The organism is Casimicrobium huifangae, from assembly GCF_009746125.1.
GTDB classification, from domain to species: Bacteria; Pseudomonadota; Gammaproteobacteria; order Burkholderiales; family Casimicrobiaceae; genus Casimicrobium; species Casimicrobium huifangae.
In genome coordinates this window covers 720,030-745,458 of sequence record NZ_CP041352.1, presented here as the reverse complement: position 1 = coordinate 745,458, position 25,429 = coordinate 720,030, and the positions used below count along the sequence as shown (strand labels likewise).

At 62.3% G+C, this 25,429-nt stretch carries 20 protein-coding genes; 12 read left to right on the top strand and 8 right to left on the bottom strand.

All coding sequences use genetic code 11. The annotated features are described in order from the left end of the window. Position 1: 1 nt before the first annotated feature. The 3 genes from dinD to FKL89_RS03380 form a co-directional block, all read right to left on the bottom strand. The gene (gene dinD, locus FKL89_RS03390) at positions 2 to 844 is read right to left on the bottom strand and encodes a DNA damage-inducible protein D (protein ID WP_156861329.1); all 843 of its coding nucleotides are present in this window, start codon (positions 842 to 844) and stop codon (positions 2 to 4) included. Then, positions 834 to 3,920 carry a BPTD_3080 family restriction endonuclease gene (locus tag FKL89_RS03385; RefSeq protein WP_156861327.1) on the bottom strand — a complete coding sequence of 1,029 codons (3,087 nt, stop codon included), beginning with the start codon at positions 3,918 to 3,920 and terminating at the stop codon, positions 834 to 836. Before FKL89_RS03385 ends, dinD begins: the two co-directional genes overlap by 11 nt. 102 nt (positions 3,921 to 4,022) lie before the next feature. Then, entirely contained in the window at positions 4,023 to 5,009 is a 987-nt protein-coding gene (locus FKL89_RS03380) for a sodium-dependent bicarbonate transport family permease (protein ID WP_156861325.1), read from the bottom strand. A 131-nt stretch (positions 5,010 to 5,140) separates the two neighbouring features. On the opposite strand from FKL89_RS03380, the gene FKL89_RS03375 reads away from it, so the two are divergent. Beyond that, entirely contained in the window at positions 5,141 to 6,043 is a 903-nt protein-coding gene (locus FKL89_RS03375; RefSeq protein WP_156861323.1) for a LysR family transcriptional regulator, read from the top strand. A 6-nt stretch (positions 6,044 to 6,049) separates the two neighbouring features. On the opposite strand, the gene pobA is transcribed toward FKL89_RS03375, so the two are convergent. Beyond that, on the bottom strand, positions 6,050 to 7,222 hold the full coding sequence (pobA, locus tag FKL89_RS03370) for a 4-hydroxybenzoate 3-monooxygenase (RefSeq protein WP_156861321.1): 1,173 nt from the start codon (positions 7,220 to 7,222) through the stop codon (positions 6,050 to 6,052). Positions 7,223 to 7,355: 133 nt separating this feature from the next. On the opposite strand from pobA, the gene FKL89_RS03365 reads away from it, so the two are divergent. Beyond that, entirely contained in the window at positions 7,356 to 8,258 is a 903-nt protein-coding gene (locus FKL89_RS03365; RefSeq protein WP_156861319.1) for a helix-turn-helix domain-containing protein, read from the top strand. On the opposite strand, the gene FKL89_RS03360 is transcribed toward FKL89_RS03365, so the two are convergent. Both FKL89_RS03360 and FKL89_RS03355 read right to left on the bottom strand, forming a co-directional pair. After that, entirely contained in the window at positions 8,255 to 8,701 is a 447-nt protein-coding gene (locus FKL89_RS03360; RefSeq protein ID WP_156861317.1) for a type II 3-dehydroquinate dehydratase, read from the bottom strand. The genes FKL89_RS03365 and FKL89_RS03360 overlap by 4 nt on opposite strands. After that, positions 8,698 to 9,726: a TRAP transporter substrate-binding protein gene (locus FKL89_RS03355; RefSeq protein ID WP_420361134.1), complete on the bottom strand. Its 1,029-nt coding sequence runs from the start codon at positions 9,724 to 9,726 to the stop codon at positions 8,698 to 8,700. Before FKL89_RS03355 ends, FKL89_RS03360 begins: the two co-directional genes overlap by 4 nt. A 138-nt stretch (positions 9,727 to 9,864) precedes the next feature. On the opposite strand from FKL89_RS03355, the gene FKL89_RS03350 reads away from it, so the two are divergent. Beyond that, on the top strand, positions 9,865 to 10,698 hold the full coding sequence (locus FKL89_RS03350) for an IclR family transcriptional regulator (protein ID WP_156861315.1): 834 nt from the start codon (positions 9,865 to 9,867) through the stop codon (positions 10,696 to 10,698). A gap of 144 nt (positions 10,699 to 10,842) precedes the next feature. Here FKL89_RS03350 and FKL89_RS03345 read toward each other — a convergent pair whose 3' ends face one another. Continuing rightward, on the bottom strand, positions 10,843 to 12,543 hold the full coding sequence (locus FKL89_RS03345) for an alkaline phosphatase family protein (protein ID WP_156861313.1): 1,701 nt from the start codon (positions 12,541 to 12,543) through the stop codon (positions 10,843 to 10,845). A gap of 180 nt (positions 12,544 to 12,723) precedes the next feature. Between FKL89_RS03345 and FKL89_RS03340 the strand changes: the two genes are divergently transcribed. The 8 genes from FKL89_RS03340 (at position 12,724) to FKL89_RS03305 (ending at position 22,568) form a co-directional block, all read left to right on the top strand. Beyond that, entirely contained in the window at positions 12,724 to 13,842 is a 1,119-nt protein-coding gene (locus FKL89_RS03340; RefSeq protein ID WP_156861311.1) for an S-(hydroxymethyl)glutathione dehydrogenase/class III alcohol dehydrogenase, read from the top strand. Continuing rightward, positions 13,842 to 14,717 carry an S-formylglutathione hydrolase gene (gene fghA, locus FKL89_RS03335; RefSeq protein WP_156861309.1) on the top strand — a complete coding sequence of 292 codons (876 nt, stop codon included), beginning with the start codon at positions 13,842 to 13,844 and terminating at the stop codon, positions 14,715 to 14,717. The genes FKL89_RS03340 and fghA overlap by 1 nt, the downstream gene beginning before the upstream one ends. 18 nt (positions 14,718 to 14,735) lie before the next feature. Then, complete coding sequence (gene metC, locus FKL89_RS03330; RefSeq protein ID WP_156861307.1) at positions 14,736 to 15,899, top strand: cystathionine beta-lyase; 1,164 nt, start codon at positions 14,736 to 14,738, stop codon at positions 15,897 to 15,899. Between the two features lie 97 nt (positions 15,900 to 15,996). Continuing rightward, complete coding sequence (locus tag FKL89_RS03325) at positions 15,997 to 16,476, top strand: glutathione peroxidase (protein ID WP_156861305.1); 480 nt, start codon at positions 15,997 to 15,999, stop codon at positions 16,474 to 16,476. A 22-nt stretch (positions 16,477 to 16,498) separates the two neighbouring features. Next, positions 16,499 to 18,274, top strand: coding sequence for an ABC transporter substrate-binding protein (locus FKL89_RS03320; RefSeq protein ID WP_156861303.1), 1,776 nt, complete (start codon positions 16,499 to 16,501; stop codon positions 18,272 to 18,274). 90 nt (positions 18,275 to 18,364) lie between these two features. Next, entirely contained in the window at positions 18,365 to 20,155 is a 1,791-nt protein-coding gene (locus FKL89_RS03315) for an ABC transporter substrate-binding protein (protein ID WP_162527378.1), read from the top strand. 37 nt (positions 20,156 to 20,192) lie between these two features. After that, positions 20,193 to 21,359, top strand: a complete 1,167-nt coding sequence (locus tag FKL89_RS03310) for a helix-turn-helix transcriptional regulator (protein ID WP_156861299.1) — start codon at positions 20,193 to 20,195, stop codon at positions 21,357 to 21,359. 114 nt (positions 21,360 to 21,473) lie between these two features. Then, positions 21,474 to 22,568, top strand: coding sequence for an alpha/beta hydrolase family protein (locus FKL89_RS03305; RefSeq protein ID WP_238363474.1), 1,095 nt, complete (start codon positions 21,474 to 21,476; stop codon positions 22,566 to 22,568). 304 nt (positions 22,569 to 22,872) lie between these two features. On the opposite strand, the gene FKL89_RS03300 is transcribed toward FKL89_RS03305, so the two are convergent. Further along, positions 22,873 to 23,346: an Lrp/AsnC family transcriptional regulator gene (locus FKL89_RS03300; protein ID WP_156861297.1), complete on the bottom strand. Its 474-nt coding sequence runs from the start codon at positions 23,344 to 23,346 to the stop codon at positions 22,873 to 22,875. A gap of 243 nt (positions 23,347 to 23,589) precedes the next feature. On the opposite strand from FKL89_RS03300, the gene glmS reads away from it, so the two are divergent. Next, positions 23,590 to 25,413 carry a glutamine--fructose-6-phosphate transaminase (isomerizing) gene (gene glmS, locus FKL89_RS03295; protein ID WP_156861295.1) on the top strand — a complete coding sequence of 608 codons (1,824 nt, stop codon included), beginning with the start codon at positions 23,590 to 23,592 and terminating at the stop codon, positions 25,411 to 25,413. The last annotated feature ends 16 nt before the right edge of the window (positions 25,414 to 25,429 follow it).

Below are 25,429 nucleotides of genomic sequence, written 5' to 3'. Positions count from 1 at the left end.
ATCAGCTATCCAGCGAGTCGGGTTTCTTCAACGCCTTCTTGTCGGCGCTTTGCAGGCGTCGCTCCACCTTTTTCACGTCCTCAGCGGGCGGCAGTGATTCCGGGCGAATACCACGTTGCAGCAAGGTGTCCCGAACTGCCTTGTTGTTGGTCACGTGTTCGTTCGAGATTGCGGCCTCGGTGTGCATGCGATGCTCACGGGCATTGAAAATGGTGATCTCGGCAGCGAAGTCCTTCGCCTTGAGGATGATGGTTGGCGCGAAATCTGCAAGCGGGCGTCCGTCCGGCACCTTCCATTGCGCCTTCATCGCCTGGGTGGATTTGCCGAAGAGCGCGCTGTCGCCTTTGCTGCGAATGAGCGCGAAATCCTGCTCGCCACCCGTCTGTTCGTAGATGACAGATGAAAGCTCTTTTTCTGTGTTGGTAAGTTTTTTCCTCGCAGCGACGCGTTCGGCTTCGAGCAACCGCTGCTCAATCAACTCAGCACGGCGGGTTTGAACGGCAAAGTAAGTTTGCGCAAAAGCGATGGGTTGCTTTTTCGAGTCCCCGTTTTGCGCAATCAGGTAGCACGCGTAACGCGTCAGCATCAGGTCGTCGACTTCGCGCTGGCTACCGGAGCCAAGTTCGACCATTTTGCTGACGTCGGCAAAATGGTCAGCGACTGCGTGCCCCGACACTTCGCAAGCAGTTTTGGCCCTCGATACCACGTTCAGAAAGTTATCCCACTTGCTGTAGTCGAGCAGGTGCTGCAAGTCACGCGCGAGCCAGTACTCAACGCCGCCCTCGGTGCGCTGAGCGTGTCCCTCAAAAGTTTCCGTAAGTGATTGAATAAGTTCAGTTTTCATGACCTGTCCCGGCGGGCAGCGTAAAGGCGGCGGAGCGAATCATCCGAGCAAAGGACTCGACAATTTTTGCCTTGAATTCACTCTCAATCTGGTACACCTCCGTGAACTCCGCAAACGCCCAGCGGCCATAGCTTCCGGCGTGGTTGACACCGGGAATCCAGTAGGTGTCCATCGTTGACTTTTTCTCAATGGCATCTTCGCCGCGATAGCCTTTGATCTCCACCACCAGATGCAACGGATCATTGGCGCCGCGGCCGTCATCCACCAGCACGATGAAATCAGGAAAGTAGCGGCGCATGCCGGAGCCGAAGCGATAGGGCACTTCGAAGCCGAGGTTGTGGTTCTTGACGTAGGCGAGCACCTTGGGGTGGCCTTCGGCCACGCGGCAGAATTCACCCTCCCAATCGCTGTCGAGCACCACCCAGTTGATGTGGCAATGCTGGGAGCTGGTTTGCCAGAGGTCGCTTTTGGAGGTGTTGAAGCGCACATGGCGTGTGGAGCCAGTCGGGTTGTACGGATCAAGCAGCACCTTGATTGGCCGCTCGCCCAAGAAATGGCGGGTAATGGCTGCGGTGATCTTGTTGCAGGCCATGTCGGCAAATTCCTGGTACATGAGCTGCGCCGGGTAGGTGCCGCCGACGCACTGCAAGTAGCCTTGTAGCCACTGCGTGGTGATCTGCTTCAACTGCCCAAACAGGTGCAGGCGCGGGGCTTCACCGGGGTCGCGCCACTTGCTCTCGATCAGGCGGCGGGTGAGATGGAAGGCGAGCGTGGCAGTACGCATGTCGCTCAGGTGGGCGATGCTGAGATCGACGCCTTCACCGATGATGCCTTCGTTGCGGTTCCTGGTGGGGCCGGTCATGTCCGGCGTGAGCCGAAGGATGGATTCATCGTTGAAGGCAGCGACGAGATGTTCCTCGGGCAGCTCGACGCGGTAGCCCTCGACACGTGGGAAGCGAATCTCCAGCGCATCGCGCTCGGGTCGCATGGCCTTGACCTGCACCGTCTCGCGCGGCGGTTGTGGCGGACTGACCACCGGCTTGGCGGTGAAATCGAACGGGATGCCAAACACGTCGGCGTACTCGACGTTGAACAGCCCCTCCTCATTGAGATCGTAGGACTGCCGCCGCAACGCCCGCCCAATCACCTGCTCGCAAAGCAATTGGGTGCCGAACGCGCGCACGCCCAGCACGTGGGTAACGGTGTTGGCATCCCATCCCTCGGTCAGCATCGACACCGAGACCACGCAGCGGATACCGCCGCCCAGTTGTCCGGATTTGCCAACGGTGTTCATCACCTCGCGGAGCAGCTCCTGGTCGGTAATGTCCGCAGCGCGCCTGATGTCGCCGCTGCGTTCTGCCATCTCACGGCGAAAGCGCTCAATTTCGTCAGCCGCCATGGTGCGGAAGTTGTCATCGAGCGCGTCGCCAGCCTCAAGCTGCTCACTGTCGATCAGCAGCGTGTTCGGGCGGGCAAGCGGTGCACCGGTGTCGTCGTCGAAATTGCGAAACAACGCAAGGCGACCGTTGACCAGCGTGGTGCTGCCATCGTCATTGGTGCGGTGAAAACCTGAGATGAAGTCGTACACCAGCTTCGAAATCGCAGTGTTCTGGCAGACGACGATGAAACATGGTGGCACGCGAATACCTGCCGCCTGCCAGAGCTGGTGCGTTTTTTCGTAGTGACCGTACAGGGCCTCCAGCGCCGTTTGCAGTCGGGTGGGCAATTGCAATGGGTCAAGTTCACCGCCAGTGCCACGACCCTTTTTCGGCATGTCCTTGCCAATGTGATGCCAGAGGTTACGAAAGACCGGCAGCTCGTCCCCCGGAATGTTCTGTGCCACCGGCACACGAGGCAGCTTAACGATGCCGCACTCGATGGCATCCATTAGCGAAAAGTCGCTCATCGTCCACGGGAACAGCGTGCCCTCTGCGTAGCCAGAGCCGCTCAGGAAAAATGGCGTCGCGGAAAGGTCGATCACCCTGGCCACGCCAAGCTTGCGATTCACCGCCTCGATGCCGGAGATCCAGAGTCGTGCCGCCTCGGTGTTTTTCTCTGCCTCTCTGCGTTCCTCCCCCTTCAGGTCGTCTTCCTCGTCATCGGCCGCCCGCACTTTCTCGCGGTAGCAGTGGTGCGCCTCGTCGTTAATGACAACAATGTTCTTGAAACCCATGAGGTCGGGCATGACGCGTTGCAGCATCTGCCCTTCAGTTTCGAGGGTAAGCGGCACGTCGCCGGTGCGTCCGGTCAGCAGTGCTCGTCCGCCCTTGGATAGCTCGACCCGCTCTCGCAGCTTGAAGGCATGGTAGTTGGTAATGACGATCTTGGCGCGGTGCAGGTCGTCAAGCAGGTCGCCGGGCACGAGTTCCCGCGTTTTGTAGTAGCTATCAGGATCATTTGGCAGCAGGACGCGTAGCCGGTCGCGGATGGTGAGGCCCGGTGCGCAAATCAGAAAACCGCGTGTGAATGACTTGCCAGCGGGACGGCGCACGGCGTTGATCGTCTGCCAGGCGATCAGCATGGCCATGACCGTTGTCTTGCCAGCGCCGGTCGCGAGCTTGAGTGCGAGGCGCATCAAGTCCGGATTCGCCTCGCGATTGGCAGCAGCCAGGTGGTCGATGAATCGTTTGCCATGTCGCGACAGTGGCGCGACCTCGGTCAACCAGATTGCAGTCTCGACGGCTTCGACCTGACAGAAAAACGGACGGACACCAGCAAACGCATGATGGCGCCAGTGTTGCAGCAGGCGCTGCGTCTCCGGCGTGACTTGCCACTGTTGCGGATTGGGCAGACTACGCCACGCCTCAACGTGCCCGCGAACCTCGTTGATGATGGAAGTCAGCTCGTACTGCTGCTCCCGGCTGGAGAGGCCCTGCCCATCGTCCAGCTCCAAATCTTTCTGCACGGCGCCACGCTTGCGCTTCTTGGGCTTGGGAATTGGCGTGATGAATTGTGCGCGGCGACGCACGCCGACAATTTGCTGCGTCGGCTGGCCCTCATCGTCGAGCTCCCAATGTCGTGTAGGGCAATCGTACGGCGAGTTGAGAATCGGGTGATCGAAAAACGGATTGGACATGGCGTGGTTTGCCTGCACGACGAACCGTTCACCGACGACGACTCCCGTTTACTGGCAGCCCAATGATAGTTGCAATCCGTCTTGCGCGCCTTGAGCGCGTCGCTACCACACCATCTTCAGCACCGCAAAGTAAAGCGGTATCCCCACCGCAATATTGAACGGAAAGGTCACCACCAGCGCCATGCTGAAGTAAAGCCCCGCGTTGGCCTCGGGGATGGCGTGGCGAACTACCGCGGGCACGACGATGTAGGACGCACTGGCGGCGAGTACGCAGAGGATGAACGCATCACCGAGGGGTAGCCCCAGCAGATGGGCTAGCGAGGCGGCGAGCGCGGCATTGACCGGCGGCGCGACCAGCCCGAACAGCGCAATGAAGCCGCGCGAGCTCTTGTCGATATCCCGGAAGCGCCTGCCCACCAGCAGCCCCATTTCGAGCAGGAAGAACGCCAGTATTCCCTTCTGGATCATGCCGGTGAATGGGTCGAGCACCTTCTTGCCGTGCTCGCCAGTGAGCACGCCGATCAGCAGGCTGCCGAGCAGCAGCAGTTGCGCACCATCGGTGAAGGCCTCGTGCAGGATGTTCTTCATCGACACATCCTCTTTCGGAATCGTGCCGGGCTGCGTACCTGTCTGGCGGGCGTGGTTGGCCAGCACCACCGCCATCAGCACGGCGGGCGACTCCATCAACACCAGCGCTGCGGACATGTAACCACCAGGCATCACGCCCTGCTGCTCGATGAAGCTGTTTGCTGCGATGAACGTGACCGCACTGACGGAGCCGTAGGTCGCGGCCACTGCCGCTGCATCGAACGCGTTCAGCCGTCTGCGCAGAATGGCATAGCTGTAGGCCGGGATCACAAAAGCCAGCGTGAGCGCGGCGCCGAGCGCGAGCAGCATGCTGCTGGTGAACCCGGTCTGCGCGAGGCTGACGCCGCCCTTGAAGCCGATTGACATCAGCAAATACAGCGAGAAGAACTTCGCTATCGCCGGTGGCACCTCGAGATTCGATCTCACAGCGGCGGCAAAGAGGCCGAAGAAGAAAAACAGTACAGCCGGGTCGAGCAGGCTGCGGACGAGTGTGGCGTCCATGGGAGTTCACCTGGATTTGTTGACTGACCGAATGCTAGGCAGTCACATAACATCAATCCAGTTCAATGAATTTGCCATTTGCATAAATTTTCTTTAGCCTTTTCTCTGCTCAGTCATCGCACCTGATTGTCGTGTCAAGCCTGAACTATCACCATCTTCACTACTTCTGGACCATTGCCCGCGAAGGTAGCGTCGCATCCGCTGCGACCCGTCTGCATGTGACAGCCTCGGCGCTCTCCATCCAGTTGCGACAACTGGAGGACCGTCTCGGGCAGCCGCTGTTCACACGGCACAACCGGCGGCTGACGCTCACTGAGGCCGGGCGCATCGCGCTTGACTATGCCGATACCATCTTCAAGTCGGGTGACGAACTGCTTGCCGTCTTGCGCGGGCGTCCGGCGGATAACCGGGAGATCGTGCGCATCGGTGCCGCCGCCACGCTATCGCGTAACTTTCAATACACATTGCTGCGGCCGCTGCTCGCCGAGCCCGGTGTGGAGCTGGTGCTGCGCTCCGGCTCCATGGCCGAACTGTTGACGCAGCTCGATTCCCATGCGCTCGACATGCTGCTGTCCAACATGCCGGTGCCGCGCGATGCCGGGCAGAACCGGCATAGTCACCTGCTCGCCGATGTTGCGGTGAGTCTTGTCTCACGCCGGTCGCGCGGGCGCCGGTCCTTCCGCTTTCCCGACGATCTGGCCACCACCCCGGTGCTGCTGCCAAGCCACGCCAGCGCGATGCGTACGGCATTCGATCTCGCGGTGCACACGGCAGGCATCACGCCGCGCATCATTGCGGAAGTTGACGACATGGCCATGCTGCGCCTGCTGGCGCGCGATGCGCCGGGCGTCACGCTTGTCCCCACCGTGGTGGTTCGCGACGAACTGGCTGCAGGCACGCTGGTCGAGCGATGTGCGGTGCCCGGTGTGCGCGAGCGCTTCTACGCGATCACCACCGGTCGGCGCTTTCCAAACCGGTGGGTCAAGCAACTGGTCAGCGGGCAGCCAGTAATCGCTCGCCCGCCGACGAAGTAGCTTTGTCTAGAACGGCAATCCTACATAGTTCTCCGCGAGCGAGCTTTGTGCTGCTTCGGACGAGAACAGATAGTCGAGATCGGTCTGCTGCAGCTTTTTGTCGTAGTCGATCGAATCCGGAAAGGTATGCAGCAGCGTGGTCATCCACCACGAGAAGCGTTGCGCTTTCCATACCCGGGCGAGCGCCTTGGCAGAGTAGCCATCCAGTCCGCTGTCGTCGCCATTCTTGTAGTGCGCCACCATCGCGTGATAGAGATAGTAGATGTCCGATGCCGCGCTATTGAGGCCGCGGGCGCCGGTGGGCGGCACAATATGTGCCGCGTCGCCGGCGAGGAAGAGATTGCCGTAACGCATCGGCTCCGCAACGAACGAGCGCAGCGGCGCGATGGACTTTTCGATTGACGCGCCAGTGATCAACTTCGCCGCTACGTCAGCCGGCAAGCGCCGTTTCAGCTCATCCCAGAACTTGTCGTCCGACCAGTCTTCCACCGTATCGGTTAGTGGCACCTGGATGTAGTAGCGGCTCAATACCTGCGAGCGCAGCGAACAGAGCGCAAAACCACGGTCGGTGCGCGAGTAAATCAATTCCGGCGATACCGGTTTGGTGCGCGAGAGCACACCGAGCCAGCCAAAGGGATAGACCTTTTCATACTCGCGCAGCACATCCTTCGGGATCGACTTGCGGCTGACGCCGTGGAAACCATCGGCGCCGATGACGTAGTCGCAATCAATGCGCACGATGTCGTCGCCGCTGCGATAGGTGACGTACGGTGTCTTGCTGGTCAGGTTGTGCGGCTGCACATCTTCGGCGTTGTGGATCACCACGCCGTTCATGCGGTCGCGCGCTTCGTAGAGATCACGCGTCAGTTCAGTCTGGCCGTAAACCACCACCGAATTGCCGCCGCTGTACTTGTGCAGATCCATGCGCTTCATGGTGCCGTTGTTGGCGATGAAGAAACCCTCGTGGATTTCGCCCTCGCGGTCCATGCGCTCGCCACATTGCGCCTCGCGCATGAGCTTGGCGAAGCCATGCTCCAGCACGCCGGCACGAATGCGACTCAGAACGTACTCGCGACTTTGCCGTTCGAGCACGACGGTGTCGATCCCCTTCAGATGCAATAACTGCGAGAGCATCAGCCCCGAGGGGCCGCCGCCGATGATGCAAACCTGTGTTTTCATGCTGTCCTCCTTGTCTGGTCATCGCGGGCACCCCGGTCGGGCCGCACGCACGACTTCATCATGAGCCGAACTGTAGACCTTGCCACAGCAAGGGAGAATGGCCGGAAGCTGCGAATACTTGTACGATTCGTACATGCGCCATGCCTCGGCCTCCGGCAACCAGAACATCCTCAACTTCAACCTGTTCGGCGAGTCCACCCATCTGCCGGACATCCTGCATTGCGAAACCATCGCCGCCCGCTCAGCCTTGCATGACTGGGAGCTGGCGCCGCACCGGCATGACCGGCTGCACCAGTTGCTGCTGCTCGCTGCCGGGCGTGGCACAGTGCAGATTGATGGGCGGACCCAGGCACTCACCAGCATGTCGCTGGTCAACGTCCCGCCCGGAGACGTGCACGCATTTGCCTTTCAGCGGGGGACTGAGGGTTGGGTAACGACGCTGGCGGCCGAGCTGCTTGACGAAATTCTGGGCGGCGTCGGTGACGTACGGCGCACACTGGGCAATGCGTTTGTGGTGACCATGCCGGACGATGCGCGGCTTTTGATGGCAGGTATTGCGCGCGAGTTCACCGGTCGCGGCACGGCGCGGGCGCTGCTGCTGCGCGGGCTGGCGAGCACCCTGCTTGGCCTGGCCGCGCGGCATGCACCTTCAGTTGCCGATGAGGACAGCAGTTTGACCGAATCGCAGCTGTTCGCACGCTTCCAGTCGCTGCTTGAAGCTCATTTTGTGGCGCATTGGCGGGTGGCAGATTACGCCCGTGCGCTGGCGGTCAGCGCCACCCACCTGAGCCGCATAACCCGCGCAGCCACCGGACGGCCCGCCTCCGTGTTGATCGACGAACGCATCATGCGCGAGGCGCGGCGCTATCTCGTCTATACCAACCAGCCAGTTGCCAGCATCACCTACGCATTGGGATTCAACGACCCGGCTTACTTCAGCCGGGTGTTCACTCGCGTCACTGGAATGTCACCACGGGCGTTTCGGCAGCGACTGGCAACGCCAGCTGCAGCCGACGCCACGGCCGCCGTCGTCTAGGTAGCCTTGGTCTCGCGCACCGTTTCCACCAGCGCGCGCAAACCAGCGGTGTACGAACGCCAGCCCAGGCCCTGGATGGTCGCCTTCACCGCCGGCGCGATGATCGAGTGATCGCGCCAGGGCTCGCGGGCAGCGATATTTGACATATGGACTTCGAGCACCGGAAACGGCATCGCCTTGATCGCATCATGCAACGAGACGCCATGCTGGGTAAGGCCCGCCGGGTTGAGCAGCGCACCGTCAACACTATCGATGTACTGATGAAAGTGATCGACCAGCACGCCTTCGTGATTCGACTGATGGATCACCAGTTCAACATCGAGCTCGCCCGCCAGCAACTGCAGCCGCTCGTTGATCTGCGCCAATGTAGTGGTGCCGTAGATGTGCGGCTCGCGGCGGCCGAACAGATTGAGGTTCGGCCCGTGCAGGATCAGGAACTTCATTTGCGGATGCGTGCCAGTTCGTCGTTGTAGAGCTTCACCAGCGTGGCGTCGTAAGACGCGGCAAACTTGTCGGTCACCGGTTTGGCAATCTGGCGCATGCGCGCCTGCTCGGCCGCTGCCAGCTCGTTGTACTGCATGCCTTTCGCCTTCAACTCGGCGACTGCCTTCTGCGCGGCGTCGCGACTGACCTGGCGCTGGTAACGCTTCGCTTCATTGGCGGCGTCCTGCATCATCTTCTGCTCGGCTGGAGAGAGCTTGTCCCAGAAGCGCTTGCTGACCAGGATGATGTTGGTGCCGTAGACGTGGTTGGTCGCGCTGACGTACTTCTGCACCTCGAACATTTTGTTGGAAAGGATCACCGCAAACGGGTTCTCCTGACCATCGACTGCCTTTGCCTCCAGCGCGCCGTACAGCTCGGCAAACGGCATTGGCACCGGGTTCGCCTTGAACGCCTTGAAGGTTTCCAGGAACACCGGATTCGGGATCACACGAATCTTGATGCCGTCGAGATCTTCCGGCCGGTTGATGGGTCGGCGGCTGTTGGTGACATTGCGAAAGCCCAGGTCCCAGTAGCCGAGCGCAATCAGCCCCTTCTCGGGCAAGCGCGCAATAAGGGCCTGACCGAACGGGCCGTCGAGCAGCGCGTCGGCCTGCTCGAAACTCGCCAGCGCAAACGGAAAGTCAATCAGGCCGAACTCCTTGACGATACCGGCGAGCGAACTGGTGCTCGGTGCCGTCATTTCCTGCACACCACCCTGCAGAGCAGACTGCTGCTGCAACTCGTTGCCGAGCTGGTTGGACGGGAATTCGTTGACCTTGAGTTTGCCCCCGCTTTTCGCGGCGAGCAATTCGGCAAATTTCTTCACCCCGAGGCTCACCGGATGATCGGGGTTGTTCAGATGGCCGAACTTGATGGTGCGCTCCTGCGCGTCCGGCGCAGACTGCGCTGACGCGCTGGGCGACACGAATGCGACGCCGGCGAGGGCAATCGCGGCGGTAGTGAAGAGTCGGACGGAATGCTGCACGGGGTACCTCCTTGTGCGGTGTGGATACTGGCTCGCATAATAACGACATTTCGTTCCATATGGAACATTGTTCCATTTTGAATGAAATCCGCGAAGCTTCGCTATGATCCGGAGCCAGCTTCGCCACGCCGCAAACTCATGTCCTCCTCACTCGAGCGTTCGTTTCAGGTTCTCGAATATCTGGCGGCACGACCACAGGGGCAGTCGTTGAGCGCGCTGTCGGACGAGCTGCGTATTCCGCGCGGCGCCTGTCACCGGCTGCTGACTGATCTGGTGCAGTTCGGCTACGTGCGACAGATGCGCGAGCATGGCGAGTACGCGCTGACCACCAAGCTCGCCGCGCTCGGCCTCAACTACCTGTCCGGCTCCGGCATCGTGGACATCGCGCAGCCGCTGATGGACCGCATGGCTGAGCGCTCGGGGGAGTTGGTGCGTCTGGCGATCGTCGATGGCGAGCGGCTGACCTTTGTGGCCAAGGCGCAGGGCGCTAAGAGCGGGCTGCGCTACGACCCCGACACCGGCACCGACGTGCGCCTTTCGTGCAGCGCGGCGGGCCACGCCTGGCTATCGACGCTGGCCGAGAATGAGGCGCTGGAGATTGTGGTGCGGCAGGGTTTCGGCAGTCCCGTCGAATTCGGACCCAACGCGCCGACCAGTGTCAAGCAACTGGTCAAGCTGCTGCAGGATGCCCGCAGGCGTGGCTTCAGCATGATCGTTGAAATGTTTGCGCCGGGCATGACGGCGATGGCGGCACCCATCCAGCGCGCGGGCGAGCCCGCAGTGGGCGTGATCACCATTGCCGGGCCGCTGATTCGCCTGACCGAAGCCCGCATGCTGCAGCTGGGGCCGGCTCTGAAGGAAGTGGCCGCCGAACTGGCACTGGCGAGCGCCGCATCACCGATCCTGGCGCGTCGTACGCCGGTAACACTGGCTGACACCGCCACTGCGCCGGCCCGAATATCACGGCGTTGACCGGTCGTTCCGCAGCTTGCAGCTTTTACCGGAAAACCGCATTCAACAGGGGCTTCATGCGTAAAAGTGCAAAAAGTTGACTTTTAGACAAAATGCGCTTTGAGCCCTCGCCCAGTGGTCATCTACCCGGAAAGCTGTGTCGTCTCAGCGGGCTACCAGCGCGTGCGTCAACACCTTGCCTTCACTCGCACTGGGCACACGCACATTGAGCACCTGCGCCAAGGTCGGCGCGATGTCCACCGTCTCGGCGTACTGCGTGTAGCGGCCGGCCCTGACCCATTTCGGACCGTGGATCATCAGCGGCACGTTGGTGTCGTAGCTGTACGGCGTGCCGTGCGAGCAGACGCTGCCGGGGTTGGACGTTTTCGACTGGAAGTAATGGAAAGGCTTGGTAATCACCATGATGTCCACCGCCGACTGCCGGAACCAGGCGCGCTGGGACAGCAGCGCGACGCGATGCGCCGGGAGGTCGCCACGTTCAAGCTGGCTGCGCGTGAAGGCGTAGCCGATGCCGGGCTGATCGAGCAGCGCACGCGCCATGAAGGTCTCCACCTCTTCGCGATTGAGGCCTTTGGTATCGATCGCTGCGTAGTCGAGCGTCCAGCCACCCACCATGTGCTGCGTCGCAATTTTCGGGATGCCGAATTTCTTCTCGGCCAGCGCATTCACCGCGTTGCGGGTATCCGTCGGGTCAATGCGGCCCGCCTCGAAACCACGACCGCTGCTGTATTCAGGGGTGTTCATGAAGCCGTGGTCGGCCGAGAACACGGTGAGCACGTTGTCGCGCCCGGCATGCGCTTCCACCGCCTCGAAAAACTTTGCCAGTGTACGGTCCAGCCGCAGCAGGTGATCCATCGACTGGATGCTTTCGGGACCAAAGTTGTGATTGATGTAATCGTGGCTGGAGAAGCTCACAGTCATGATGTCGGTGGCGCCCTTGGGATTGCGGCCGATGGCTTCCGACTTCATCATGGTCAGCGCAAAATCGGCGGTCATTTCGTCGCCGAACGGACTCGGCATCAGCATGCGGTAGTAACTCGCGCCAGGGCTGGTTTCACCGATGCCGTAGAGGTAGCCCATCTTCGAAGTCATCTGGTTGTAAACCGCGGCCTTCTGGCCTTCCGGTAGCGCGCGCTCATAGGCCTTCGGGTTGTCCAGCAGCACATTCCAGCGCTGGTGGAACCACTTGTTCTGTGGCGCCTTCGCGTAGTAGTCCTCCCACCACTGCGGGTGCTTGTCCATGTAGTAGCTGGTGCTGGTGAAGCGGCCAGTCTTGGTGGAGTACATGTAGGCGGTTCCCGTCTTGCCTGCCATCAGGATCGCACCGCGATCCTTGCCGGCCACCGAGAACACACGGCCAGCGTTGTTGGTGGCGTAGCGCAACTCGTCGCCGAGCAGGCTCACCTGCAGCAGCTTCGGACTGGTGCCGTCTTCATCCTGCGTGGGCGTACCGTCGAGGTACTTGTGCGCGGTGTCGGCAGTGTTGTAGATGAACTTGCCGTCGCGCGTTTTCCAGTCGTTGCCGATGATGCCCGTCTGGTAGGGATAAGCGCCGGAGAGGATCGTGGCATGGCCCACCGCAGTCACGGTAAAGGCATGTGCCTGATGGGCGTCGGAGAACCATGCACCCTTGTCCATCAAGCGGCGCAAACCGTTCGGCACGAACAGGTCGTAGTTCTTCAGTAACTGTTCCTGCGGCAAGCCGTCCACCAGCACCACCACGACCAGTTTCGGCGGCGCAATTCCGCCGGGTACGCCACTGGCAGCAGGCGTCGCTGCGCCAGCACATCCCACCATCCCTGCCACAACCAGTGCGGCCCAGGCACGCGCCTTCAACCACTTCATCTTGTTCTCCCGCCAATGCTTCTGTTGGTGCCCCGCGCCCGTGCGCGAGCTGCTGTCCGATTCTAGGCTCGTAGCGCGCCGTAGCGCCTGCGGTGTTCAGGTTTGTGGTGCACTGACACGGGCTTGGCTACCAGCAGGACGAATACACTGCACGCTACATTGCCGCAAAGGATCTCTCGCGTGAAAACCAAAGCCGCCGTCGCCTGGAAATCGGGCGCACCTCTGACCATCGAAACCGTCGATCTTGAGGGCCCCAAGGCCGGCGAGGTGCTGGTCGAAATCAAGGCCACCGGTATCTGCCACACCGATTACTACACACTATCCGGCGCCGACCCGGAGGGCATCTTTCCGGCGATCCTCGGCCACGAAGGCGCAGGCATCGTGGTCGATGTCGGCCCCGGCGTCACCACGCTCAAGAAGGGCGATCACGTGATCCCGCTCTACACGCCCGAGTGCCGCCAATGCAAGTTCTGCCTGTCGCGCAAGACCAACCTGTGCCAGCTGATCCGCGGCACCCAGGGCAAGGGCCTGATGCCCGATGCGACCAGCCGCTTCTCGCTCGACGGCAAGCCCATCTATCACTACATGGGCACCTCTACGTTTTCGAACTACACCGTCGCGCCCGAGATCTCGCTCGCCAAGATCCGTAAAGACGCACCGTTCGACAAGGTCTGCTACATCGGCTGCGGCGTCACCACCGGGATCGGCGCGGTCATCTTCACGGCCAAAGTCGAAGCGGGCGCAAACGTCGTGGTGTTTGGCCTCGGCGGTATTGGTCTCAACGTAATCCAGGGCGCCAAAATGGTCGGCGCCGACAAGATCATCGGCATCGACATCAACCCGGCGCGCGAGGCCATGGCGCGCAAATTTGGCATGACCCACTTCATCAATCCGAAGCAACTTGAAGCAGCAGGCGAGAACGTCGTCGACGCAATCGTGCAACTGACCGACGGTGGTGCCGACTACAGTTTCGAATGCATCGGCAACACCAAGGTCATGCGTCAGGCGCTCGAATGCACGCACAAGGGCTGGGGCCAGAGCATCATCATCGGTGTCGCCGAGGCGGGTGCCGAGATCAGCACGCGGCCGTTCCAGCTGGTCACCGGTCGGCAGTGGAAAGGCTCGGCGTTCGGCGGGGCCCGCGGCCGCACCGATGTACCGAAGATCGTCGACTGGTACATGGACGGCAAGATCAACATTGACGACCTGATCACCCACACCATGCCGCTGGAAAAAATCAACGAAGGCTTCGACCTCATGAAACGCGGCGAATCCATTCGCGGCGTGGTCATCTACTGATGGCCGACACGACGTTGCAGCTGCTCAGCGAGCATGGCTGCTTCGGCGGCGTGCAGCGCTTCTACGAGCATGACTCGGGCGCGATTGGTCTGCCGATGCGCTTCTCGGTGTTCCTGCCCGCGCAGGCGGTGCCCGGCGATGCGCGAGACAAGGTACCGGCGATCGTCTACCTCGCCGGCCTCACCTGCAACGAAGAGACTTTCATGATCAAGGCCGGTGCGCAGCGACGCGCCGCCGAGCTGGGCATCGCGCTGATCGCTCCCGACACCAGCCCGCGAGGCGCCGGCGTACCTGGAGAAACCGATAGCTGGGACTTCGGTCTCGCCGCGAGCTTCTATCTCGACGCCACGGTCTCACCGTGGTCGCAGCATTACCGCATGGAAAGCTACCTGACGCAGGAGCTGCCAGCGCTGCTTGCGCAGACTTTGCCCATTGATAGGGAGCGGCTCGGCCTGTCTGGCCATTCGATGGGCGGTCACGGCGCGCTGACGCTCGCGCTGCGGCATCCCGGTTTGTTCAAGTCGCTGTCGGCATTCGCTCCCATCTGCGCACCGACGCAATGCCCGTGGGGGCAGAAAGCGTTCGCTGGCTATCTCGGCACCGATAGCGCACTGTGGTGCGAGCACGACGCCAGCGAGCTCATGGGGCGCGCGGCGGCGGCGCCGTTCCCCGACGGCATCCTGATCGATCAGGGCCTCGCCGACAAGTTTCTCGAAGCGCAGTTACACCCGCACCTGTTCGAACATGCCTGTGCCGCAGTCAAACAGCCGCTGACTTTGCGCCGCCACGCGGGATACGATCACGGTTACTACTTCATCTCGACTTTCATCAACGATCATCTCGATCATCACGCGCGTATCCTGCTGCGCGGCTGATCGCACTGGCAACGACCCATGACCACCAAGCAACCTGCCACCCTGCTCATTCATCCGGAGCGCGCCGCCCCCGGCGGCTTTCGCTCACTGGTGCCCGGCACCGAGCGCGCCTCCACCGTGCTGTTCGAGAACATCGACAAGTGGAAGAACCGCTCGGGCTTCGACGAATCGATCTACACCTACGGCACCAGTGGCACGCCGACCACGCGCGACCTGCAGAACCGCCTCGCCGAGTGGGAAGGCGGCTTCGCCACCGTGCTGTTCCCGTCCGGGCTGGCCGCCGTGGCATACGCATTTCTGCCGTTCGTGGCGCCGGGCGATCATGTGCTGATCCCCGCCAACGTGTACGACCCGGTCAAGACACTGGCCAACGGGCTGCTCAAACGGATGGATGTCACCGTTGAGCAATACGACCCGCTGGTAGGTGCCGGCATTGCCGCCCAGATCAAGCCGAACACCAGGCTGGTGTGGGTGGAAACGCCGGGCTCCATCACGATGGAAGTGAGCGATCTGCCCGCCATCGCCGCTGCGGCCCACGCGGCCGGTGCGCTGGTTGCCATCGACAACACCTACAGCGCCGGCTGGTATCTGCGCGCATTTGAACTGGGCGCCGACATCTCGGTACATGCGCTGACCAAGTATCCGGCCGGGCACAGCGATCTGGTGATGGGATCGATCACCGCGAAGGATGAGGCGACCTGGAAGCGCGTGAAGGACATGGCGCTGCAGACCGGCCAGTGCTGCGCGCCAGACGATGTGTATCTGGTGCTGCGCGGCTTGCCGACCATGCCGCTGCGCATCCGTCACGTCGAGCGGGTCACCAACGAGATCGCGCAGTGGATGCAGACGCGACCGGAGGTCAAGCTGGTGCTGCATCCGGCCTTGCCCGGCAGCCCCGGCCACGAGATCTGGAAACGCGACTTCACCGGCTCCACCGGGGTGTTTTCGTTCGTGTTGCACGATCAGTATGGTGCCGATGCGGCGGCCCGCTTCATCGAGGCGCTTGAGTTCTTTGGCATTGGCGCCAGCTGGGGAGGTATCGGCTCGCTGGCTCTCACCTATGATCTCGCGAAATCGCGCACGCATTGGCCGCACAAGGGCGCGCTGATTCGCCTGAACATCGGGCTTGAGGACGAGCGTGATCTCAAGGCCGATCTGGAGCGTGGCTTCGCGGCACTGTAGTTTTTGTTTGTAGGAGCGGCTCCGCCGCGACCTCAGTTGCAGTTGTTGTTCGCGGCAGAGCCGCTCCTACAGTAAGTAATTTGGCAAGGAGATCCTCATGACCACCGCATTCGATTTCACCGTCAAGGACATCAACGGCAAACCGCAGAAGCTCGCCAAGTACAAGGGCAAGACGCTGCTGATCGTGAACACCGCCAGCAAGTGCGGCTTTACGCCGCAATACAAGGGCCTGCAGGCGCTGCATGACAAATACCATGAGCAGGGTCTGGAAGTACTCGGCTTCCCTTGCAACCAGTTCGGCGAACAGGAGCCCGGTGACGAGAGCGAGATCGCAAGCTTTTGCGACCTGAACTACGGCGTCAACTTCCCGATGTTTGCCAAGGTCGATGTCAATGGTGACAACGCAGCACCGCTGTTCGAGCACCTCAAGGAAGAAGCACCCGGTCTGCTCGGCAGCAAGAACGTGAAGTGGAATTTCACCAAGTTCCTCGTCACCCCCGATGGCAAGGTGAAGCGCTTCGCGCCGCAGGATGAGCCCGCCTCACTCGCGAAGGACATCGAAAAGGCTCTAGGCTGACGTCCAGACCGGCGCCCAGGCCATGCGCAAGTCGATCACCCTCACGTTTGCACTGCTGCTTGGTGCAACGTTCGCCTGCGCGGGCTTCGCGGCAACGAAGACGCTGCACATCGCCTTCACGGCCGCAGAGAGCACCTTCGATCCCGCCGCGTCCGACGACATTCCGTCGAGCGACATCATCCGCATGGTGTTCGATCCGCCGCTGGACTACGACTATCATGCCCGTCCGGTCGCGCTAAAACCTGCGACGCTGGCGCAGATGCCCGAGGTCTCGCCCGACGGCCGGACGTACACACTCACCGTCAAGCCGGGCATCTATTTCCAGGACGACCCGGTGTTCGCCGGCAAGAAGCGCGAGCTGGTCGCCGCCGACTATGTGTACGCCATCAAGCGCCTGATGGATCCAAAGATCGCGTCGCCGAACTACTACCTGATCGAGAACAAGCTGGTAGGGATGAAGCCGGTACGCGAAGCGGCCGAGAAGTCGGGCAAGTTCGACTACGACCGCGAGTTTCCGGGGCTGCGCACGCTCGACCGCTATCGCCTGCAGATTGTTTTTGAAAAGCCGCAGTACGAGTTCCTGTATGACCTCGCTGCCAGCGCATTCAGCGCAGTGGCACGCGAGGTGATCGAGAAGTACCGCGACGAACGCGGCCGCGTGCGCGAGCACCCGATCGGCACCAACGCATTCCAGCTGGCAGCGAGCGAATGGAAGCGCTCCAGCCGCATTGTGCTCACCCGCTATCCCGGCTATCGCGACGAGGCGCTGCCGCTCGCGTCCGGCCCGTCACCCACGCTCAAGGTGCCGCAGCTTGACCGCATTGAAGTGCAGATCCTCGAGGAGCCGCTGCCACGCATGCTCGCATTCCAGAGCGGCGAGCTCGACCAGATCGACGTGCCACGGGCACTGCACGAGCGCGTGTTCGACGGCACCGCACTGAAGGCGGAGTATGCGACGCGCGGCATCCGTCACCAGCGGCGTATGGAACCCTCGTTGCAGTTCCAGTACTTCAATATGAGCGACCCGGTGGTCGGTGGCATGGCCCTGGAAAAGATCGCCCTGCGCCGCGCCATCCTGCTGGGCTACAACGGCCCGCGCGAGCGCGAGACCATCTACAAAGGTCAGGCCGAGTTCGCTACTCAACTGATTCCGCCCACCCAGAACGGTCACTCGAAGGGCCTCAACCTGCGACCACCGTATGACCCACCGCTCGCCCGCGCCCTGCTCGACCGCTTTGGCTACAAGGACTGCGATGGCGACGGTTATCGCGAGGCACCGGGCTGCAAGCCGCTCATCTTCACCCGCTCCAACCCACCCGACAGCAAGTCGCGGGAGCAGGACGAGATCTGGAAGCAGAGCATGGACGCCATCGGCATCAAGGTGCAGTTTTTCAGCCAGAAATGGCCCGACCTGATCGAGATGTCGCGCACCGGCAAGCTGCAATCCTGGGGCTGGGGCTGGATCTCCAGCGGTCCCGGTGGCAGCGGCTACCCGAGCCTGCTGGTATCGCGCAACATCAACGCCATCAACGACATGCAGTTCAAGGATGCCGAGTACGACCGGCTCTACGACCTCGCCGAGGCAACGCCGATCGGGCCGCGGCGCACGGCGATCTACGAAGCCCTGTCGAGGATCGCAGCGGCTTACTCCGTGCTCGACTTTGGCTTCCACACCTATGCCAATGACGTTTCGCATCCGTGGCTGAAGAACTATCTGCGCCACCCGTTCTGGCGCACGCCTTGGAAATACGTTGACATCGACTTGTCGGAACGCGAGCGGCTGAGCAGGCAGCGCTGACCGGGCCGCTGGCGGGGAAACCCGCAATTCAGGGCTGCTGGCGCTTTCGACATAATGCGCGATTCGCTGTATTCCGGAGCGCCCCTCACCATGAAGGCCATCCTCGCCACCGCTGCCCTTGGCGTCACCCTCGCCCTCGGCAGCACGGCCGTTCACGCCACCGACATGTCGAAAACCATTCGCGTGGCTTTCGCCGTTGACGTCACCGGCTTCGACCCGCAGGCGACCAACGACCTCTATTCCGCGCATGTCAACAACGCGCTGTTCGACAACCTCTACGAGTTCGACTACTACGTGCGACCGGCCCGTTTGCGCCCGGTGCTGGCGGAGGCGATGCCGGAGATTTCGGCCGACGGCAAGGTGTGGAAGATCCGCATCCGCAAGGGCGTGCACTTCGCCGACGACCCAGTGTTCAAGGGCAAGAAGCGCGAGCTGACGGCGGACGACCTCATCTATTCGTGGAAGCGGATGCTCGACCCGAAGATGGTGTCGCCGAATCTCTGGCACATTGACGGCAAAGTGGTCGGCGCCGATGAACTGGTGGCCGAAGCCAAGAAGACTGGCAAGTTTGACTACGACAAACCGATCGAGGGCCTGAAGGCGATTGATCGCTACACGGTGCAGATGACGCTCAAGCAGCCAGACTACATCCTGGTTGAGCTGATGCAGCAGTACAACTGGTCACCGGTCGCGCGCGAGGTGGTGGAGGCGTACCGCGATCCCGGTGGTCGCATCATGAACAACCCGGTCGGTGTGGGCCCCTATGTGATCAAGCAGTGGATCAAGGGCAACAAGCTGGTACTGACCAAGAACCCGAACTACTCGGCCAAGTACCCGCTCACCGAGGGTGAAACCGCCGAGGACAAGGCGATCATCGCCAAGTACCAGGGCCGCGACATGCCGCTGGTTGGCAATGTCGAGATCAGCATCATCGAAGAAGCCAACCCTCGTCTGCTGACGTTCAAGGAAGGACGCACTGACTACGAGTTCGTCGGGCAGGACCTGATTGGTAACGTGGTGCAGAACGGCAAGCTCGCACCAGACTTTGCCGCCAAGGGCATCCGCCATCAACGCGCGCTCGAATCTTCGTTGGCTTACGACTACTTCAATCTGGATGACCCGATTGTGGGCGGTCTCACACCCGACAAGATCGCGCTTCGTCGCGCCATCATCATGTCGTTCCCGACCGAGGACTACGTGCGCGTGGTTTACCGCAACCAGGCGGAGCCGGCCAACCAGATCATCCCGCCGACGCAGACTGGCTACGTGCCGAACAAGCCAAACCTCAACAAGCAGGACGTGCAACTGGCAAATGCGCTGCTCGACCGCTTTGGCTACAAGGACGTTGACGGCGACGGCTATCGCGATATGCCGGATGGCAAGCCGCTGGTGATCACCCGCTCGTCCACACCACGTGTGATCGACCGCGAGGCCGACGAGCTCTGGAAGAAGGCGTTTGACTCGATCAAGATCAAGGTGGCCTTCAATACCCAGAAATGGCCGGACCTGCTCAAGCAGGGCCGCGTCGGGCAACTGCAGTTCTGGGGCCTGGGCTGGAACTCTTCCGGTACCGACGGCAATTCATTCGTGCAACTGCTGTACAGCAAGAACATCGGGCAATCGAACTTCGCGCGGCTCAAGCTGAAGGAGTACGACGACCTCTACGAAAAGGCGCAACTGCTGCCGATCGGGCCCAAACGCTGGGCGCTGTACAAGGCGATGAACGAGATTGCCACTGTCTATTCGGTGTGGCACCCCGGCGTGTTCCGCTACCAGAACATCGTGATGCAGCCGTGGCTGCTCAACTACAAGCGCATCCCGTTCCGTCAGCACTTCTGGCATCTGATGGATATTGACGAGAGCAAGCGGCCGAAGGGCTGAGCGCTAGTCACTGCTTGCGACGGCCTCTTGCTGTTGCATGACTGAACTGCAACTGGCGGCTGCGCTGCTGGACGCCGCGCTTCGCGGCGCCGCAATCGCACTGCTGCTGCTGATTGCGTTGCGCATCCGGCGCGACAGCGCGCCGGTCACGCCTGCCGCGCCCGCCACCGCACGCGCGCGCAACGCCGCGAGACTGCTGACACTGTTCACGCCGGCGCTCTGCATCCAGATCGTCAGCTCCACGCCGCTGTTTGAGCGCAGCCTGCCACCGTCCTGGCAGGCGCTTCCGGTTGGCATTTCCGTCGGCAACTCCGTGCTGTTCTGGCTGTTCGTGCAACTGCTGTTCGACGACGATTTCGAGCTGCGCCGCTGGCACGCCCTGCCGTGGCTGTTCATGTTCGCCAGCGGTCTGACATTTGCACTCAGCTTCGGCGAAGGCACCCCGGCGACGACCGTACACCTCGTTGCGCAAGCGCTGATCCGCTGGCTGCCACTGCTGTTCGCCGTGCTCACGATGGTGGCAGCCGTGCGTCGCTGGTCGGCCGATCTGGTCGAGAGCCGACGCCGGCTGCGCGCCTTCGTTGTGGTCGCCGGTTGTGTCTACACAGCAGTGATGGTGGCGCTCCGCCTCAATGCGGGTCACGGCATGCTGGCCGCGCCGGCCGCGATGGTTGATATTGCGTTCCTGCTGGTCATCGTCGCGGTGCCAACGGTAGCGGTCGTCCGCTTGCATCCCGGCGAACTGTTTACCCCAGCACCGCAACGCGCGGCCATCGCGCCGGTAACTACGCCGGCGGGCACTGCCGTACCCGCCCCGGTGCAGGCCGACACCGACACCGCGTCCGACCCGCAGGCGCAACCGCTGCTGGACAAGCTCCACGCGCTGATGGCCGACCAGCGCGCCTACGCGCAGGAGAACCTGACCGTCGCCTCGCTCGCGCAGCAGCTCAAGGTACCGGAGTACCGCCTGCGCCGCGCCATCAACCGCTCGCTCGGGCATCGCAACTTCAACGCCTATGTCAACGAGTTCCGGCTGCGTGAGGCGCAGTCTGCGCTGCGTGACCCGTTGCAGTCACACCTGCCGATCCTGACCATCGCGCTGACGGCGGGGTTTCAGTCGATCGGGCCGTTCAACCGCGCATTCAAGGCGCTGACCGGGCAGACGCCGAGCGAATACCGGCAACAAAACAGCGCCGATTCCTGAAATCGCCTTGCCGAAACTGCGAACGTGCAGATTTCGGCGAGATTTCGCGTGTTTTGCTCCCTATCGTGATGCCAGTTCCGGCAACCGCCGGTTCTCCAGATCAGAGGAGCTTTCATGTTCACCTTGTTTTACGTGTCGCGGCGCCGTGCCCCAGCGCTCTCCGCCTTGCTGGCCAGTGTTGCGCTGGCTGCGACCAGTAGCGTTGTCCACGCCGCCGTCGGCTTGACCAGGCTCGCTGCAGTCGGCGACGACGCGCCCGTCACGCTGTTCTACCCCACCGACGCCGCTGAGCAGAAGGTGCAGCGCGGGCCGTTCGAGCTAAGCCTTGCGGTAGACGCGCCGCCCGCCACTGCCCGCAGCAACGGGCGCCTGGTGGTAGTCTCGCACGGCTCCGGCGGCAATGCCTGGGTGCATGCCGATCTCGCCCGCGCGCTGGTCAACGAGGGCTTCGTCGTCGCCTTTCCGCTGCATCGTGGCGACAACAGCGCCGACCCCGGCAAGCCCGGCCCTGATAGCTGGAAGCAGCGACCCGCCGAAGTCTCGCGCGCCATCGACGCGGTGGCGAAGGACCCGCGCTTTGCCCCCGGTATCGACTTCAACCGCGTTGGCATGTACGGCATGTCCGCCGGAGGCCATACGGCCCTCTCGATGGCTGGCGGCGCGTGGTCGCCGGGCAATTTCCGGCGGCACTGCGAGGCGCATATCGACGAAGATTTCGCCACCTGCGTCGGCCTCATCGTCCGCCAGAGCAGCGGCTGGGTCGGCGCACTGAAGCACTGGATCGCGCTCGCCGTGATCCGCAGCCGCTTTGACGACGACACGCTGCACACGCACCACGACCCGCGCGTGGCTGCGGTGGTCGCGGGCGTACCGGCGGCGTCCGACTTCGAGCTGTCGTCACTCGCCAGTCCTCGCATACCGCTGGCATTCGTCGCTGCCGGTCGCGACGCTTGGCTGGTGCCAAAGTTTCATAGTGAGCGAGTGCTCGCCACCTGCGTAACCTGCATCCGACTGGTTGACATGCCGGAGGCCGGGCACGGCGCCCTGCTCTCGCCGTTTCCGCCTGGCATCAGCGGATTGCTGGCCGACCTGCTCAACGACCCGCCGGGATTTGACCGTTCGCAACTGCCGGCGGTGGATGCCAGGGTCGTCGGATTCTTTCGCCAGCACCTGATCGGCGCACCGGCGAGCGCGGCAGTTGCGCCGTAGTTGCTTGCCAGTTTCCGACATCAACTTTTGACGTTAAGCCGCATTTGAACTGGGCTCAGGGTGCTATTTTGCTAAATGTCGATAGATGTCCGTTTACCGATCTGAGCCCATGAATAATGGGCTTTTCAGTAAAAAGTTGCCGGGGAAACGCTGAACAAGTCTCCGCGAAGCTGCGCGCGGCGGATCGGGATGGATGGCGAGGCGCAAAACGCAGTCGTAGCGGGGCTACGACGAGGCTTTGCAACGAAGCCAGCCGCCCGAGTCCGGCGATGCGCGGCTCGTGAAGGACTTGTTCAGCGTTTCCCTAAGCACTGCGAACGGTCACCGGCAGCGGCAACGCCGTGGAAAACTTCACCCGCTGCGTGGCAAACCGGGCGCGGACGTTGCGCACGTTGTTCGCTGCCGTGAACAGCCGCTGCACCAGCGCCTGATATTCCGGCATGTCGCGCACCGTCAGCACCAGCGTGAAGTCCACCGTGGGCGCGGTCTGCCAGGCCAGCATCACGGCCGGCTCCGGCTCGATCAGCCGGGCGAATTCGGCGAAAGCGTCAGCGTTTTGCACATCCAGTGTGATTTCGACGATCGCCGTGACCGTGGAGCCTAGCCGCTCCGGCGACAGCACCGCGACCGTGCGCTCGATCACGCCCGCCTCGGTCAGCGCGCGCACGCGGCGCAGCGTGGTGGCTGGCGAGGCGAACACTTTCGCCGCCAGTGCCTGATTGGATTGCGAAGCGTCCTGCTGCAGTTCGGAGAGAAGACGGAGATCAATGTCATCCATAAATTGCAATTGTTGATACTTTTTGCAATTTTCCACCTTGCAATTCGAGTTGTGCAATTTTTCGTCAAATCAATTCGCATTTCGCACAAACAGTTCATCGACAAGCACCTATGCTTCCGCCCAACGGATCGCACCGAATGTAGGAGCGGCTCCGCCGCGACCCCGCCGCAACCAGGCGCAGTGAGGTCGCGGCAGAGCCGCTCCTACAGAACAGGGCGATCACTCTGAAGCAAAGGACACCCCATGTGTGGCATCGTCGGCGCGGTCGCATCGCGCAACATCACCCCGATCCTGGTTGAAGGCCTGAAGCGGCTGGAATATCGCGGCTATGACTCCTGCGGCGTGGCCGTACATGCCGACGGCGCGCTCAAGCGGGCGCGCAGCGTCAGCCGCGTGGCCGAGCTGGCCCGCGAGGTGGCCGATACGAAGCTCGAAGGCTTCACCGGCATCGCGCACACGCGCTGGGCCACGCACGGCGCGCCGGCGGTGGTCAACGCGCACCCGCACTTCAGCCGCAACCGCATCGCGCTCGTCCACAACGGCATCATCGAAAACCACGACACGCTGCGCGGCGAGCTGCGCGCCCGCGGCTACGACTTTGAAAGCCAGACCGACACCGAAGTCATCGCCCACCTGATTGACCACCTCTACGACGGCGACCTGTTCGCCGCCGTACAGGCTGCGGCGAAGCGCTTGCAGGGCGCCTATGCCATCGCTGTGTTCTGCCATGACGAGCCGCACCGCGTGGTCGGCGCGCGTGCGGGGTCGCCACTGATCGTGGGCGTCGGCGAGGGCGAGAACTTCCTCGCCAGCGACGCGATGGCGCTGGCCGGCGTAACCGACCAGATCATCTACCTCGAAGAAGGCGACGTGGTGGACCTGCAGCTCGGTCGCGTGTGGATCAGCAACGCTGACGGCCGCGACATCACGGCGCAGCGCCCGGTGCGCACGGTGCACGCGCATTCCGGCGCCGTGGAACTGGGGCCGTATCGGCACTACATGCAGAAGGAAATCTTCGAGCAGCCGCGCGCCATTGGCGACACGCTGCAGGGCGTGGAAGGCATCGTGCCCGACCTGTTTGGCGACAACGCGGCTAGTGTGCTCAGCGGCGTGGACAGCGTGCTGATTCTCGCCTGCGGCACCAGCTACTACAGCGGTCTCACCGCGAAATACTGGCTGGAAAGCATTGCGAAGATCCCCTGCAATGTGGAAGTGGCAAGCGAATACCGCTACCGCGACAGCGTGCCCAACCCGCGCGCGCTAGTGGTCACCATCTCGCAATCGGGCGAAACGGCGGACACCATGGCCGCGCTGAAACACGCGAAATCACTGGGCCACGCGCACACGCTCACCATCTGCAACGTCAGCACCTCCGCGATGGTGCGCGAATGCGCGCTGGCGTACATCACGCGGGCGGGCGTGGAGATCGGCGTCGCATCCACCAAGGCCTTCACCACGCAACTGGCGGCGCTCTTTCTGCTGACGCTGGTGCTCGCCAAACAGCGCGGCCACCTCGATGCTGAGCAGGAAGCCGCACATCTGAAAGCGCTGCGCCACCTGCCCGTCGCGCTCGGCAGCGTTCTGGCGCTGGAGCCGCAGATCATCGCCTGGGCCGAAGAATTTGCCCGCAAGGAGAACGCCCTCTTCCTCGGCCGCGGCCTGCATTACCCCATCGCACTCGAAGGCGCGTTGAAGCTCAAGGAGATCAGCTACATCCACGCCGAGGCTTACCCCGCAGGCGAGCTGAAGCACGGCCCGCTGGCGCTGGTCACCGAGGCGATGCCAGTGGTCGTCGTTGCGCCGAACGACACGCTCATCGAAAAGCTCAAGAGCAACCTGCAGGAAGTGCGCGCCCGCGGCGGCGAACTGTTTGTGTTCGCCGATGCCGACTCGCACATCAGCAGCAGCGAGGGCGTCCACGTCATCCGCCTGCCCGAGCACTACGGCGTGCTCTCGCCCATCCTGCACGTGGTGCCGCTGCAACTGCTGGCGTATCACACCGCGACCGCGCGGGGGACCGATGTCGACAAGCCGCGGAATTTGGCGAAGAGTGTGACGGTGGAGTAGTGGCTATTTTTTTGAC

Coding starts and splice junctions, on each gene's coding strand:
- dinD (WP_156861329.1), bottom strand. CDS start 844: ATGAAAACTGAACTTATTCAATCACTTACGGAAACTTTTGAGGGACAC.
- FKL89_RS03385 (WP_156861327.1), bottom strand. CDS start 3,920: ATGTCCAATCCGTTTTTCGATCACCCGATTCTCAACTCGCCGTACGAT.
- FKL89_RS03380 (WP_156861325.1), bottom strand. CDS start 5,009: ATGGACGCCACACTCGTCCGCAGCCTGCTCGACCCGGCTGTACTGTTT.
- pobA (WP_156861321.1), bottom strand. CDS start 7,222: ATGAAAACACAGGTTTGCATCATCGGCGGCGGCCCCTCGGGGCTGATG.
- FKL89_RS03365 (WP_156861319.1), top strand. CDS start 7,356: ATGCGCCATGCCTCGGCCTCCGGCAACCAGAACATCCTCAACTTCAAC.
- FKL89_RS03360 (WP_156861317.1), bottom strand. CDS start 8,701: ATGAAGTTCCTGATCCTGCACGGGCCGAACCTCAATCTGTTCGGCCGC.
- FKL89_RS03350 (WP_156861315.1), top strand. CDS start 9,865: ATGTCCTCCTCACTCGAGCGTTCGTTTCAGGTTCTCGAATATCTGGCG.
- FKL89_RS03345 (WP_156861313.1), bottom strand. CDS start 12,543: ATGAAGTGGTTGAAGGCGCGTGCCTGGGCCGCACTGGTTGTGGCAGGG.
- fghA (WP_156861309.1), top strand. CDS start 13,842: ATGGCCGACACGACGTTGCAGCTGCTCAGCGAGCATGGCTGCTTCGGC.
- metC (WP_156861307.1), top strand. CDS start 14,736: ATGACCACCAAGCAACCTGCCACCCTGCTCATTCATCCGGAGCGCGCC.
- FKL89_RS03325 (WP_156861305.1), top strand. CDS start 15,997: ATGACCACCGCATTCGATTTCACCGTCAAGGACATCAACGGCAAACCG.
- FKL89_RS03320 (WP_156861303.1), top strand. CDS start 16,499: ATGCGCAAGTCGATCACCCTCACGTTTGCACTGCTGCTTGGTGCAACG.
- FKL89_RS03315 (WP_162527378.1), top strand. CDS start 18,365: ATGAAGGCCATCCTCGCCACCGCTGCCCTTGGCGTCACCCTCGCCCTC.
- FKL89_RS03310 (WP_156861299.1), top strand. CDS start 20,193: ATGACTGAACTGCAACTGGCGGCTGCGCTGCTGGACGCCGCGCTTCGC.
- FKL89_RS03305 (WP_238363474.1), top strand. CDS start 21,474: ATGTTCACCTTGTTTTACGTGTCGCGGCGCCGTGCCCCAGCGCTCTCC.
- FKL89_RS03300 (WP_156861297.1), bottom strand. CDS start 23,346: ATGGATGACATTGATCTCCGTCTTCTCTCCGAACTGCAGCAGGACGCT.
- glmS (WP_156861295.1), top strand. CDS start 23,590: ATGTGTGGCATCGTCGGCGCGGTCGCATCGCGCAACATCACCCCGATC.